Source organism: Desulfobulbus alkaliphilus (assembly GCF_016918545.1).
GTDB classification, from domain to species: domain Bacteria; phylum Desulfobacterota; class Desulfobulbia; order Desulfobulbales; family Desulfobulbaceae; genus Desulfobulbus; species Desulfobulbus alkaliphilus.
Genome location: NZ_JAFFQC010000019.1, coordinates 45039 through 58728, shown reverse-complemented (window position 1 = coordinate 58728; position 13690 = coordinate 45039). Strand labels below are relative to the sequence as shown.

14 protein-coding genes are annotated in these 13690 nt (G+C 54.8%); 5 read left to right on the top strand and 9 right to left on the bottom strand.

The window, feature by feature from the left end; all coding sequences use genetic code 11:
• The first annotated feature begins 156 nt into the window (after positions 1-156).
• Together JWG43_RS11285 and JWG43_RS11280 are read left to right on the top strand one after the other, a co-directional pair.
• Complete coding sequence (locus tag JWG43_RS11285; protein WP_205243032.1) at positions 157-1365, top strand: ATP-binding protein; 1209 nt, start codon at positions 157-159, stop codon at positions 1363-1365.
• On the top strand, positions 1362-2378 hold the full coding sequence (locus JWG43_RS11280; RefSeq protein WP_205243031.1) for a ParA family protein: 1017 nt from the start codon (positions 1362-1364) through the stop codon (positions 2376-2378). Before JWG43_RS11285 ends, JWG43_RS11280 begins: the two co-directional genes overlap by 4 nt.
• 106 nt (positions 2379-2484) lie before the next feature.
• On the opposite strand, the gene JWG43_RS20055 is transcribed toward JWG43_RS11280, so the two are convergent.
• The 6 genes from JWG43_RS20055 to JWG43_RS11245 all read right to left on the bottom strand — a co-directional run bounded on the left by JWG43_RS20055 (position 2485) and on the right by JWG43_RS11245 (position 7399).
• Positions 2485-3651, bottom strand: coding sequence for a cobalamin-independent methionine synthase II family protein (locus tag JWG43_RS20055; RefSeq protein ID WP_338033261.1), 1167 nt, complete (start codon positions 3649-3651; stop codon positions 2485-2487).
• A gap of 4 nt (positions 3652-3655) precedes the next feature.
• Entirely contained in the window at positions 3656-4393 is a 738-nt protein-coding gene (locus JWG43_RS11265; protein WP_205243028.1) for a sulfurtransferase TusA family protein, read from the bottom strand.
• A gap of 26 nt (positions 4394-4419) precedes the next feature.
• Positions 4420-4785 carry a DsrE family protein gene (locus tag JWG43_RS11260; RefSeq protein ID WP_205243027.1) on the bottom strand — a complete coding sequence of 122 codons (366 nt, stop codon included), beginning with the start codon at positions 4783-4785 and terminating at the stop codon, positions 4420-4422.
• A 24-nt stretch (positions 4786-4809) separates the two neighbouring features.
• Positions 4810-5112, bottom strand: coding sequence for a sulfurtransferase TusA family protein (locus tag JWG43_RS11255; RefSeq protein ID WP_205243026.1), 303 nt, complete (start codon positions 5110-5112; stop codon positions 4810-4812).
• 1002 nt (positions 5113-6114) lie between these two features.
• A complete protein-coding gene (locus JWG43_RS11250; RefSeq protein ID WP_240193537.1) occupies positions 6115-6501 on the bottom strand; it encodes a PGPGW domain-containing protein in 387 nt (128 codons plus the stop codon).
• 253 nt (positions 6502-6754) lie between these two features.
• Entirely contained in the window at positions 6755-7399 is a 645-nt protein-coding gene (locus JWG43_RS11245) for a nitroreductase family protein (protein ID WP_240193536.1), read from the bottom strand.
• Between the two features lie 285 nt (positions 7400-7684).
• Between JWG43_RS11245 and cdaA the strand changes: the two genes are divergently transcribed.
• The 3 genes from cdaA (at position 7685) to glmM (ending at position 10841) form a co-directional block, all read left to right on the top strand.
• Entirely contained in the window at positions 7685-8497 is an 813-nt protein-coding gene (gene cdaA, locus JWG43_RS11240) for a diadenylate cyclase CdaA (protein ID WP_205243025.1), read from the top strand.
• Positions 8481-9416 (top strand): CdaR family protein, encoded by a 936-nt coding sequence (locus JWG43_RS11235; protein WP_205243024.1) that lies wholly within the window; start codon positions 8481-8483, stop codon positions 9414-9416. Before cdaA ends, JWG43_RS11235 begins: the two co-directional genes overlap by 17 nt.
• 72 nt (positions 9417-9488) lie before the next feature.
• Complete coding sequence (gene glmM, locus JWG43_RS11230) at positions 9489-10841, top strand: phosphoglucosamine mutase (RefSeq protein WP_205243023.1); 1353 nt, start codon at positions 9489-9491, stop codon at positions 10839-10841.
• Between the two features lie 108 nt (positions 10842-10949).
• Here glmM and JWG43_RS11225 read toward each other — a convergent pair whose 3' ends face one another.
• From JWG43_RS11225 to JWG43_RS11215, 3 genes are all read right to left on the bottom strand, one after another.
• Positions 10950-11234 carry an amphi-Trp domain-containing protein gene (locus tag JWG43_RS11225; protein ID WP_205243022.1) on the bottom strand — a complete coding sequence of 95 codons (285 nt, stop codon included), beginning with the start codon at positions 11232-11234 and terminating at the stop codon, positions 10950-10952.
• Positions 11235-11389: 155 nt separating this feature from the next.
• A complete protein-coding gene (locus JWG43_RS11220; RefSeq protein WP_205243021.1) occupies positions 11390-12574 on the bottom strand; it encodes a pyridoxal phosphate-dependent aminotransferase in 1185 nt (394 codons plus the stop codon).
• 172 nt (positions 12575-12746) lie between these two features.
• Positions 12747-13592, bottom strand: a complete 846-nt coding sequence (locus JWG43_RS11215; protein WP_205243020.1) for a DnaJ domain-containing protein — start codon at positions 13590-13592, stop codon at positions 12747-12749.
• Positions 13593-13690 lie beyond the last annotated feature (98 nt).

Genomic DNA, 13690 nt, shown 5'->3' with positions numbered 1-13690 from the left:
GTGGCTGTTCTGCTTTCATGGGTTTTTGCAGGCACATTGTAAGCAAATCTCGACAGTGCCACCGGGTTAAAAAAAACTGCCAAACAAAAAGAAATGGAGTCCTGACAACGGGCTCAACAAAGTGCGGATTGTCCCGGGATTAGAGAGGTATTGACAATGGAAAGACTTTCTGACCAACAATTGGAATCGTTGCTGGATGACACGGAATCAGACCTTGTGGAGCGTAAGGAATCCTTCAAAGGTGATGTCCACAGGAAAGCACGACAAGCTATTTGTGCGTTTGCCAATGATCTGCCAAACCACAACAAGCCAGGAATTCTTTTCATCGGTGCACGGGATGACGGAACTCCATCCGATGAACCAATAACGGATGAATTATTGCGAACCCTTGCCGACATGAAATCAGACGGCAATATTCTGCCCCTGCCCGTGCTCTCGGTTGAAAAACGTGTCTTAAAAGGATCTGAAATGGCTGTCGTGACAGTCATGCCTTCAGACATGCCACCGGTAAAATTTGCAGGCAGAATCTGGATTCGAACCGGACCTCGTCGATCTATTGCAAACGAGCAAGAAGAACGGGTTCTCAATGAAAGAAGAAGATATAAGATTGTTCCTTTTGATATTTATCCAATCCCATCGGCAAAAATAACGGATCTCTCCAAGTCGATTTTTGAAAACGAATTTCTTCCCGCAGCCTTTGCAGCCGATGTATTGGATAACAACGAGCGAACCTATGAAGAACGATTAGCAACCTGCAAAATGATCCTTTCCCCAGAGCACACGACGCCGACCGTGCTTGGCTTGCTGGCCATCGGCAAAAGCCCGCAGGATTTTTTACCAGGTGCATATATTCAGTTCTTACGAATTGATGGGACCGACCTGGCCGACTCAGTGGTTGACGGCGAAGACATCGGTGGAACGATCGTTGAAACACTTCGCCGTACCGAAGAAAAACTCAAGGCGCATAACCGTGTCGCCGTCGACATCACGTCGGCCCCAACGCACAGAATGGAAATGCCGTATCCACCCGCGGCGATGCAACAGATTCTCTACAACGCGGTGCTCCATCGCACATACGAAAGCACCCATGCGCCTGTGCGGGTGTATTGGTTTAATGACCGGATCGAGATCAACAGCCCGGGTGGCCCTTATGGAAATGTCACCCCTGAAAATTTCGGTAAGCCGGGAATCAAGGATTACCGTAACCCGAACATTGGGGATGTGTTGAAAACCTTCGGCTTTATCCAAGCTTTCGGGAGAGGTATCGCCATCGCGCAAAGAGAGATGGAAAAAAATGGCAATCCTCCACTGGAATTTGAGACGAATCAAAGTGCTGTCGTCTGCACACTAAGGGGGAAACAATGACTTCACCCGTGCTGACCTTTTTTAACAACAAAGGGGGCGTTGGGAAAACGTCTCTCGTCTACCATCTGGCATGGATGTTCGCCAGTCTGCGCAAGCGAGTCGTGGTCATCGACCTGGACCCACAGGCCAACCTGACAGCGGCCTTTCTGGACGAAGAAACAATAGAAATGATTTGGAATCAGCGGGAGCAGGGAACAACAATGTACCAGTGTGTTAAGCCGCTGACTGCCGTGGGCGATCTTACTGAACCGATTCTTCAGAATATGGCGACCGATTTATATCTCCTGCCGGGAGACGTAAACCTCTCAGGGTACGAGGATGCCTTATCGGCTGAATGGCCCAACAGCATGGGCGACAACAACCTTTATCGCCCAATGCGAATTCTCAGCTCCTTCTGGCAGGTAATGCGGATGGCAGCGAAAAAAGTTCAGGCAGATCTCATTCTGGTCGATATTGGCCCGAATCTGGGCGCAATCAACCGATCGGTACTGGTGGCCACGGATTATGTAACAATTCCGCTGGGAGCTGACCTCTTTTCCTTGCAGGGCTTGAAAAACTTGGGACCCACCTTGAGGAGCTGGAAAAACCTCTGGCAGAAGAGACTGGATAACTGGAAGACAAGTACCGAAAAAAGCAGCTACCCGGATTTCCATCTCCCCCGGGGGAAAATGCAACCTATCGGCTACCTGTGCCAGCAGCATGGCGTTCGTCTGGACCGCCCGGTCAAAGCCTACGACAAATGGGTGCAGCGTATCCCTGACGTATACCGGGATTTCGTGTTGAACGAAACGCCATCAACAAAGATTCGTCAGGAGGATGACCCGTATTGTTTGGCAACCATTAAGCACTACCGCAGCCTGGTTCCCATGGCACAGGAGCATCGTAAGCCGATTTTCAACCTCACCTCCGCCGACGGTGCCATCGGCAGTCATGCGAACGCCGTGCAGGACGCCAAAAAGAATTTCAGGCAACTGGCTGAAAAAATAGCGGAAAAAACAGGTGTTCAGCTATAAAGGTCTTTACTTGATGTCGCTGACTCGCCAGCGCGTCTCGACTCAGATCAAGATCAATACACCTCATTTCTGGATAGACACTACCTATAGGGACATACTTCCCTACTCAGCCATACCTGCCGCGAAGAATGCGCGCCGCTTCGACAATGGCGCAGAGTTTACGGAAGGCGACCTCCTCGACATTCACCGAACGCCCGGCAAAGCAGCCAAAGCCACAGTCGGTATTGAGAAAGAGTTGCTCCGGCCGATAGAATTCCAGAGCCTGTTCAGCTTTGGCCACGATGGTGGCCACTGATTCGACCTCGTCGGTGCGGGGGTTGACCACTCCCAGCCCCAATTCCCGATCCGACAACACCCGACCGACCACCTCAATATCACCCGCTCTCGGGGTGGCGTATTCCAGCACGAACTGGTCGACCCGCATCGGTTGCAGGGCCGGCAGTAAGCGGGCGTAATCGCCGGTCAGCAGCACCTCCTCCTGTCGGCTCCAGTTGCCGCGACAGACGTGGACCCCGGTGCGGACGCCCTCAATATCCTTGACAATGCGATTGATGAGTTCAGCAGCGAATTGCAGTTCCTTACCCGCATCACGGCGGGTAGCAAGGGTCGCTCACATGAAGGTGCGACGTTCGCATTCCTCCGACATGACCACCTCCGTGAGCACCGGTTCGTCGAACTGGACGAAATCGCAGCCGGCATCACGCAGGTCGATGAGTTCCTCGCGCAGGATACGGACAATATCATCCGCCATTTCCTCGGGACTGGTGTAGGCCTGACGGGTGAGCGCGCCGACCCACATGGACCGGGTCAGCAGGTAGGGGCCCGGCAAGGTGATCTTGACGGGCTTGTCGGTCAGCGTGCGCAGGAAATGCAGGTCTTCCAGGGCAAGCGGTTCCCGCCGTGACAACTTGCCAGTGCAGGTAGGATTTTTCACCGCCGAGGCCGGCATGTCCATGGTCCTGAGCATTTCCTCGAACTCGGCCTTGTCCTCGACAAAATCGAGCATCTCGGCCAGGGACATCAACTGACTGCCGGCCACCTTATCGGTGATGAAGGCGTAAAAACTTTCCCGTCGATGTTCACCGTCAACCAGGATATCAAGCCCGGCCTGCTCCTGAAGCGAGACGGTTCGGCGGATCTCCTCTTCGGCGACCCTGGTGAAGTCTTCCCGGGAGAGCGCTTTTTTCTGGTAGCCGCGCAGGGCTTTGAGCAGGGTTTTCGAACGGGGCCAGGAGCCCACCTGGGTCGTGCGGAACGAGTCATTTTTGGTCATGTTGTCACACCAGAGCCAGATTGATCTGCAGGTCTACTGCCTTTGCCAGGGTCGCCACCAGCGGGGAACGCTGCACTGTTCGTTGCCAGGCGGCCTTGACTTCCTCCTCGTCGGCAAAGGTGGCGGCAAAGCATTTGAGTTCTATTCGCTGCACCGACGGATCCCCTTCCTCTAGACCTAAGTGAGCGAGGACATTGTGCAGGGTACCACTCAACGAAATTTCAATATCATCGACCTCGAGATTTTCCCGGGCACATTCAGTGGCAAAAGCGGTGGTCAGGGATCCGGCCAGGGCGCCAAAAAGATATTCGATCGCACAGGGATACTCGTCCCTTTCCTCAAAACTGGTCGGTTGACCGATATGGAATGAGAAATTCCTGGCATAGATGGTCGATCGCAGATGACCTGTTGATCTGGCCCTGAGCCGCCACTGGTACTGTTTCGCCTCCTGTTTATCCCGGTCCAGGGCCTCGGCATCTTCCTGAACGCCCTGCCCCCGCCTGATAAAATAGCGCATGTACCCGTGCCCTTCGGCCTTGCCGATATAGGCATGACCAGCCATCCTGCACCAGGGGGGCAGATCGTCGGCAACGGTGGGCTCCCGACTGCGCATTTCCAGGGTACCGTCCACAGGCACCTTGAGCATGTTTTCCCTGATGAGCAGGATCAGGCCGGAACCGCAATCGAGGTCACCGCCATCAAACACCACATCCGCAACGACCGAATTGACATCAAAATCCATGGAACTATGATCTCCTGCCGCTCGACTCAATATGCCACGGCGGGCGAGCCGTTTGCCAGCCATTCCACCAGGGCGGCTCCACCGGCAGGGGTGGCCCCCTGAATGAGGTCAGCCTCGGCAATGCCTCGTTTTTTCATGCAGGGTGTGCAGACATAGATCGTGCCGCCGGCCTTGATAAATTTTTCCACCAGATCCTGCAGGGGCGCAAACGGGGCTCCCTCATCGATCTTGGCGATTTCTGCGGGCACAGCGCAATACACCCCATCTGAACTCAAAAAAACCATGGTCTGTTTCTCGCTGCCCTGGGCGGCATTGGCCACCACAAAACCAAGAGTCGCCTTGTCCGGATCGGTGTTGCAATGGGTGATGGTCACGCAGAATGTATTGGCCATGTTTTTTTCCTCTCTGACTCTTCTTTATTGTTCTTCGTTCCAGGGTATACCCCTGGCCTCTTCCACAGTCTTTCCCCGGGCACTATGCGCCGGCTTCAGAGTGATCAGGTAATACGGGTGCTGCATCGCTGTCAGTTCGTTGCTGGTCATCCGGCACCAGGCCGGCAGTTCAACCGGGGCCCCGGGGTCCCTGGAAATGACCAGTATTCGGTATCCCGGCTCCTGATGACGGATATAGAGATACAGGTTGACAATCACCCGGCCGCAGGTTTCATCACCGCCGTCGAATTCATCGTCAAAGGCCCAGTCGGGCCGTTCGGTTGGCATGGTAGCAACCCCTTGTCGAGTTCCATCCAGAAAGCCCTGATTCCTGCCGGGAAAGGGCTCCCGGGTTCGTGACGGCTGGAGGCGCTTGTTTGGGCTTTATATTGCTCCTGGATCTGTGAGCGTTTAGTTCGCACGCCATCTTCATTGCCCGTACCAGGACGATAAGCACCACAAATCTTCGTATAGCTTTGGCATATAAATATCATTTGCTTTGCCAATACTCAACCTAAATTCATCCTCGAGTTTTTCCAGACTATTTTTACGGAAAAAACACACAAACTGACAGATAAAACCGATATACAAGCTGAACGAAATCGTTAATTTCTATAACAAGGATAAGAAAAGTCCAAACGGAACCCTATGGATCAGCGCCCACGGATCGTTCCGGACGGGGACGGGTCATGTACCCCCACAGGCAATTGCCCGGTTTGAGCGGAAAGCATGAAGGAAGGAAGGAAGGAAGGAAGGAAGGAAGGAAGGAAGACAGCATCGTGAGTATAAACCAGGACAGGCCACCGCTGTGTGCCGGAAGATGCAGGTCGAGTTGGGAGCCTGTGCAGCACAGATGACCCGAGACAAGCGGGTAATCACGACGTTCTCTCTTCGCTTGTGGATAGAAAGAGCAGAGGATACGTCGTGACGGGACAGGATCAACCCATGGCTGCGGTGAGGATCAGCCGGCTCACCACCGGGGTAATATCACTCCCTGCTGAACGGGTTCATGGGTGCCTATCGAGAATCTGCGCGGCAGCTTTGGCCCGTGGCAATACGCCTGCCTGAATCCGTGAGCGTTCGTCCGTGCGTCAGCTTCGTTGTTCGTGGCCGTTCGATTAAAGTACACTTTATCGGACGGTTACGGGCAATGAAGATGGCGTGCGGACGGATGCCCCGAAGGGCGGCTGGTGAAATATAGTACCAAGGATTCCGCTCCAATTAAAACATGATTACAGCAAGATATATATAAAACAAGAGTCCAGCCGTCACGGATTCAGGGTCTGGCAATCACTTGGGTGGAAAGACAAAATCCGGCTTTCCTGCTTTTCGGCGTATCCAGTTCAAGGCTCGCTGGATGTGGGGCTCACAGACCAGACGATCGATCAACCGCCTTTTCCCGGGAAAATCCATGACACAGACCCCTATCAGGATGGTCAACAAGCCTTGTCCGGGGAGGACCAGCATGGCAACCCCGGCCGCAACCAGGACCAGACCGATCCCATTGCGCACCAGGAGAATCATCACACTCAGCGCGGGATGGCGTTGGCGACGTGCCTCCACCCGCTGCCAGTGGTCGAGGAAATAATTCGGCCGAAGCTGGCTGATCAGCACAGGGACAACAATGAGACTGCCGATAAAAGTGCAGAGTGAAAACAGTCCTAAAATTGTCAACATGGCGATACAAATCTATAAGGCCTGAATCCGTGAGCGTTCGTCCGTGCGTCAGCTTTATTGCCTGTGACCGTTCGATTAAAGTTAACTTTATCGGACGGTTACGGGCAATGAAGATGGCGTGCGGACGGACGCCCGGCAGAGCGGCTGATGAAAATTATTATCAAGGATTCAACGGCAATTACAATCTGGTTACAGCTAGCTATAACCAAAACAAGAGACCGGCCGTCACGGATTCAGGTTAGGGAAACGGGCATTAAAAAGCAGGCGGGTCCAGCAGCAGTGCAGCCAGGGGTCTTTTCGGTACATGATGCCCTCCCTGCTGATCACGCCAGTAGCGAATATCTCCATCCGGGCCGACCTCCCGCAGAGAAACCATCTCGGCCGGGTAGCCCAGGGCAATGATCAGCAGGACTTCGTAGTCATCGTCGAGCTGCAGCAGCCGATGAACCGCCTGAGAGGAAAAAGCACCAATGCGGCAGCCAAAAACCCCCTGTTCAGCGGCGGCGAGGAGGAAATTCTGGGTGGCGATGCCCAGATCGCAATACACTTCCTTGTCCGCGCCGCACGCCAGGCCTTTGTCCTGCAGACAAACCATATACGCTGAGGGTCGCTCTCCGGGCGCTGGCCCTGGCCACTCGGCAAGATATCCGGCCCAGCCGAGCAAAGGAAAAAGGGCCTGCCGCTGCCGGGCTTCGGTGAGGAGCATATATTTCAACACCTGTGCGTTGCGGGCCGAACCTCCCAGACGGGCGCAATCAATCCATTGCCGCAACAAAGCGGGGTCAAGAGTCCGCTGTTCCTGAAATCGACGGACTGTTCGGGTAATGCGCACCAACTCCCTGATCATCTGCTTATTGATTCCTGATCCCGCGAGGGCTGGACTCTTTTTTGGATACATCTCATTGTCATCACCGTATAATTGCCGTTCAATCCTAGATAATAACCTTCACCCGCCCCCCTTTGAGGCATGCGGACGGACGCTCACAGGTCCAGGTGATTGATACGGCCTCAGTTTCCAGGCCATATGCACCTGCTGCTTGCCCCCCGGTGAAGGTGCACGAATGCATCGGGCAGCCGCATAGGGCATCGTAAGTCCACTATGCATTTTTCCTGTTCAATCCACAGCCGGCATGCTACATATCAAGACAGCAACCATAATCAACCAACTTCTTCCTGACCCGGCATGCTTGAGACGATCCATTCCCTGCGCCTGCTTGACCTCATCGACATCCTGTTGGTTTCCTACATTATTTATCGAATCATCCTCATCATCCGCGGTACCCGGGCGGCACAGATGCTGGCCGGAATTGCCTTTATTATTATCATCTATTATGTATCCGGCAAGTTTGATCTGCAGACCCTGCACTGGCTTTTTAAAACTTTTCTCGGCTCCATACTGCTGGTGATTGTCATCCTCTTTCAGTCCGACATCCGTCGGGCCCTGACCCAAATGGGTAAAACACCCTTTCTTCGTGCCGAAGACGTCGGCGAACGTGACCTGGTAGAAATCGTCCGCGCCGCCTCCTACATGGCCCGCCGGCGCATCGGTGCGCTCATGGTCATCGAACGAGGCACCGGTTTGCGTGATTACGTCGACACCGGTCACCGTCTTGACGCCCGCCTGCGCCATGAACTGCTGGTGGCCATCTTCCTGCCGGCATCACCCATGCACGACGGTGGCGTCATCATCCATAAAGGCAGGATACACTCTTCCGGCTGCCTGCTCCCCCTCTCCCAGAACCCGGCCATCGATAAGCGCTACGGTACCCGGCACCGCGCCGCCCTCGGCCTCTCCGAAGAAAGCGATGCCGTCATTATTGTCGTGTCCGAAGAAACCCAGGAAATTTCTCTGGTGCAGCAAGGGAGAATCACCACCTGCCACGACGAAAACACCCTCAAAACCGCCCTGAAAGCCGTCCTTGCCCCCCGAAAAAAAGTCGCCACCCGCTGGTATGGCTGGCTCGATAGTCTGCGAGGCAATGAAAGCAAAAGTTGATTTTTCCCTCCTCACCAGACGGTGGCAGCTCAAACTGCTTTCCCTGGTCATCGGCATCAGTCTCTGGCATTTTGTGGTCGGGGAGGATCAGGTGGAAGTGATCCTCACCATCCCTCTGGAGCTGCGTAATATGCCCGCGGATCTGGTAATCGCCAATCAATACCGCAAGGACATCGAAGTAGCTGTCCGTGGCACCCGGCGTCTGATCCAGGAGATACGCCAACAGAATATCTCCCGCCCGGTCGACCTGAGCCGAGCGCAGCCGGGAGCCATGCTTGTCAGCAACACTCCGGAAACCATCGCCATACCCCGTGGGGTCAGCGTCCAGCGGGTGCAGCCCTCGTCCATTACCCTCATGGTCGACCGGCTGGGCCAACGGGAATTCACCATTACCCCGGCGGTTGAAGGGGAACCGGCTGCCGGGTATTTTCTCAAGGAGCTGGTGCTCAACCCGGCCACGATCACCGTGACCGGACCACGAACCGTCCTTGATCGGGAAACCGGGCTCACCACCTCGGTCATCAATCTGGACGAACTGACGCATTCCGCGACCCTGCAGGTGCATCTTGACCTGAGTGAGGCCCTGGTGCAACTATTGGGCGAGACAGTGATCGAGGTCGATGTTCTTCTCGGTGAAATCATGGTGCGAAGAACAGTGGATAACATCCCGGTCAACATCCGGGACAGCCGTCGACCGGCGCGTGCCGAACCGGCCATGGTGAGCGTGGATGCGGAAATTCCCGAGCCGATTCTTCAGGTCACCCCGGAACCGGCCATGCTGTTCCGGGCCGCCGTCAATGACCCGGTCGAGACCGACAGCGTCGATCTGCCGGTGACGGTGAGCGGTATCAATCTGCCGGGACACGCTTCCATCATTATCCTCGGGGTCACACCGGAAAAGGTTCGCATTGTCCAATAAAACCGTTGCCCTCCGGCTGGAGTCGCTTCTGAGGGACCATTCCTGCAAATCAAACCAAAACGGTAACTCACCATGAAAAAACTTTTCGGAACCGATGGCATCCGCGGGGTGGCCAACATCTACCCCATGACCTCGGAGATCGCCATGCAGATCGGCCGGGCCATAGCCTTCATTGTCAAAAATCAGGTCAAGGGCAATACCATTGTCATTGGCAAGGATACCCGCCTGTCTGGATACATGATAGAAAACGCGCTGGCCGCCGGTATCTGTTCCATGGGGGTCAATGTGCAGCTGGTCGGCCCCCTGCCCACTCCGGGCATTGCCTTTATCACCACCTCGATGCGTGCCGACGCCGGCGTGGTCATCTCGGCCTCGCACAATCCTTTTCAGGATAACGGCATCAAGATCTTCTCCGCCGACGGGTACAAACTGCCCGATGAACAGGAAGCTGACATCGAGGATCTTATTTTTTCGCAAAAAATGGCGGCCCTGCGCCCGGTGGCCGACGAAGTAGGCAAGGCCTCACGCATCGAGGATGCCGCCGGCCGCTACATTGTCTACCTGAAAAACACCTTCCCCCGCAAGTACGTGCTTGATGATTTCCATATAGTGCTGGACTGTGCCCACGGCGCCACCTACAAGGTCGCTCCGCATGTTTTCACGGAACTGGGGGCAAAAGTAACCGCCCTTGGCGTCGACCCCGATGGCAAGAACATCAACCACGAAAGCGGCGCCCTGCATCCGGAGATGATGGCCGCCAAAGTCAAGCAACTGGGTGCCGACATCGGCCTGGCTTTGGATGGGGATGGCGACCGACTGATTGTTTGCGACGAACGGGGGGAGATCGTCGATGGTGACCATATCATGGCTATCTGTGCCAAGGAACTGATGCAGCAGCGCAAACTGAAGAAAAAAACCCTGGTAGCCACGGTGATGAGCAATATGGGACTGGAGCAGGCCATGACCGGTATGGGCGGTCAGATGATCCGCACCCAGGTCGGCGACCGGTATGTGGTCGAGGCCATGCGAGCCAAGGGGTACAATTTTGGCGGCGAGCAGTCAGGGCACCTGGTCTTCCTGGATCACAATACCACCGGCGACGGCACCCTGGCAGGTCTGCAGCTGCTGGCCATTATGATCAAAAAGAACAAACCACTATCGGAGCTGGCAACAATCATGTCCACCTACCCCCAGGTCCTGGAAAACGTCCGCATGGCGGCGCGCATTCCTCCGGAGCACATACCGGGCTTCCCCGAGGCACTGCAACAGGCGGAAAAACAGCTGGGGAACCGGGGACGTATCCTGGTGCGGGCCTCGGGGACCGAGCCGGTCATCCGGGTAATGACCGAAGGCGAGGATCTGGAAGAGATCAGGAACATCGCCCTGGATCTTTGCGACCTGGTACGCCGCGCTGACCGGGCTTGAAAAAACAAAACAGGGCCGTCTTCAATAAGACGGCCCTGTTTTCCTGTGTCACAGTCGGGATGGAAAGAGGGGCAACGGCACCAAAGAAAACAAGGGACCGGTGGCCTGTTATTCAATGCTCAGCGATTTCTTATCTTTCGGGTTTCCTGATTTATCCACTTGCCATTTCAACTCAATTTCCATCTCTATTTCAGTTGTGCGCTTGCCGATCTCCTTTTCCACTTCAATTTCCATCTCCACCACTTCAGGGAGTTTGAGCTTGAGTTTTTTATCGCCCTGCGACAAGACCACTCTGCCCTTGTCAAGACGGTCGGCAAGCTTTCTAAGGAAATCGGCGACCTCACCAAGGCTCCGCTTTTCCTCGCTCTTAAACAGCTTCACTTCCTTTCCCATGGTTCCGTCTCCTTCGGTTCAGGATTCATTTCGGCTGAGGGGAACGGTCACCCCCCTTCACGCTATACAACATGCAACCAAAATAATACATGTGCCAGGCATGACAAGTGATATCGTTGCTTTTCGGTCGAAAACCGGGGACGGGGATCGATCAGCTACTGTCTGGCCCGGGCCATGGCCCTTTTAAAACTCTCCGCGGAACGAGCGATCACCTGCTCATCGACACAAAAGGCCAGACGAATATAACCGGGCATGCCGAAGCCGCGACCTGGTACCGCCAGAATTTTCTCCTCCTGGAGAATCCGGCAGAACTCGACATCATCACCGGGTACTTGAGGAAAAAGGTAAAAGGCCCCCTTGGGACGAACATAGGAAATACCGGCCCCGTCCAGCACTTTGCAGAATGTGTCCAGTCGTCGCGCATAGACCGAATTATCCACAGACACGTCCTGCAGCTCCACCACGGCCCGCTGCATCAGGGCAGGCGCGTTGACAAAACCGAGAATTCGATTGGCCAGGGTTAAGGCATCCAGGACCTCGTTCTTGTCCGCCATGGCGGGGTGCACAGCGAGGTAACCGATCCGCTCACCGGGCAGAGACAGCTCCTTCGAGTAGGAGGAAGCAACGATGGAATTGGTGGTGGCGGTCATCAGAGGCGGCACCTGATGATTATCAAAGATGATATGGCGATACGGTTCGTCGGAGACCAGATAGATCGTGCTCTTAAACCGCCGCCCGGCCTCATCGAGAAGCTGACCCAGCGCCTGAAGCGTATCGGCCGGATAAATCTGGCCGGTGGGATTGTTGGGACTGTTGACCAGTACCACCTTGGTCCTGTCGGTCAAGGCCTGCTCGATGGCAGCCAGGTCGAGATTGAATTCTCTATCCGTGGGCACCACCTTGGCCACACCGCCGTGATTGTCGATATAGAAATGATACTCGACAAAAAAGGGCGCCAGAATGATCACTTCATCACCCGGATCGAGCAGGGCTTTGAAGATGACGTTGAGACCGCCGGCGGCACCACAGGTCATGAGTACCTCCTGCGGACCGATGGCAGTCTGCTGCTCCCGACTGAGTCGTTGCGCCAGGGCCTCGCGGACAAAAGGGTAACCGGCGTTGGGCATGTAGCCATGGATACCGGGTTGCTCATTTTGCGCCAATTCGCGCAGCACTGCATAAAATTTCGCCGGTGGCGGCACATCAGGGTTACCGATGCTGAAATCAAAAACCTTATCGGCGCCAAATTCCGCTTTCATTCTGGCCCCTTCTTCAAACATTTTACGAATCCAGGAGGATTTTTCGGCAAAGACCTGCATTTTTTTAGCTACACCGCTCATTGCACACCCCTTTGTTCATTGATAGTGGACGAGACATCTCTCAAGCTGCTCCCTACAGCCCCGACGCTCCTCTGTACCATGCATCTTTTGCCGACCGGGTGGAATACAAGCCGACAGTTGTTTCCTATGCCGCCACCCAAGCCGCCCAGATGATGCACTGGTACCTCCCTGTTCACCCGGTACGCCCGGAGAATTTCTTTTCGAAAAAATTGTAGGCCACATTGATTTCCTTCATTTTTTCCTCGGCAATCTTCTGGAACTCTTCACCCAGGTGACCGACTTTATCTGGATGGTACTGCATGGACAACTTGCGATAGGCCTTTTTTATTGCACTGAAATCAGCTCCCTTCTCCAGGCCGAGAACCGCGTAGTACTGCTCCTCGGTCTGGGCGGCGGTGGCGCTTTCCTGCCGCTGCCGATACATGTATTTCGCCTCGATGGTCCGCTGATCATAAACCGAAATCTGCAGAATCTGGGCAATCTCGCGGGCCAGACGCAGTTCATTCTCCGGGGGCGACTGCTTGGTGTGGATGATCTGGTAGACCAGTTCCAGTAGAATCAGCCGTGGTTCGTAGGCAAAAGCAGCCCGAAAATCCTCGAGCAATCGCCGCAGATCGGTGTCGGCATCCCGGGCTTCCTTGACCAACTGCTTGACCCAGTACATCTGATCCTGGTTGTAGCGCAGATTGTATTGGAAAAAATTGAGAATGGTGTTGAGTTCAGCCCGGGTAAACCGTCCGTCGGCCTGGGCGATCTTCACCAGGATGTTAACCAGCAGTTCAACAAAACGCTTATGCATTTCAGTCTGGGTGGCCTGGTATATCTTAACCCGTTGCCGCACATAGTAGGAAAAAGCCCAGAAAGCAATGAAAAACAGCAAAACCCCGCCCAGGGCGGCAAAGAGAAGAAAACCGAGAAAGCTCGACAGGGCGGGAAAACCGCCGATGACCAGAACCACCATGGCGACTACCAGCAGGCAGCCGCCGCAACCGGGTTGATTATATTGTTGATAGCGCATGAAAACGGGATGGGGAGAAAGAAGTCAGGCTACCGGCGCCACTGTTTGGGACGGCCATCTCATTGATCCTGAATCCGTGACGGCTGGACTCTTTTCTT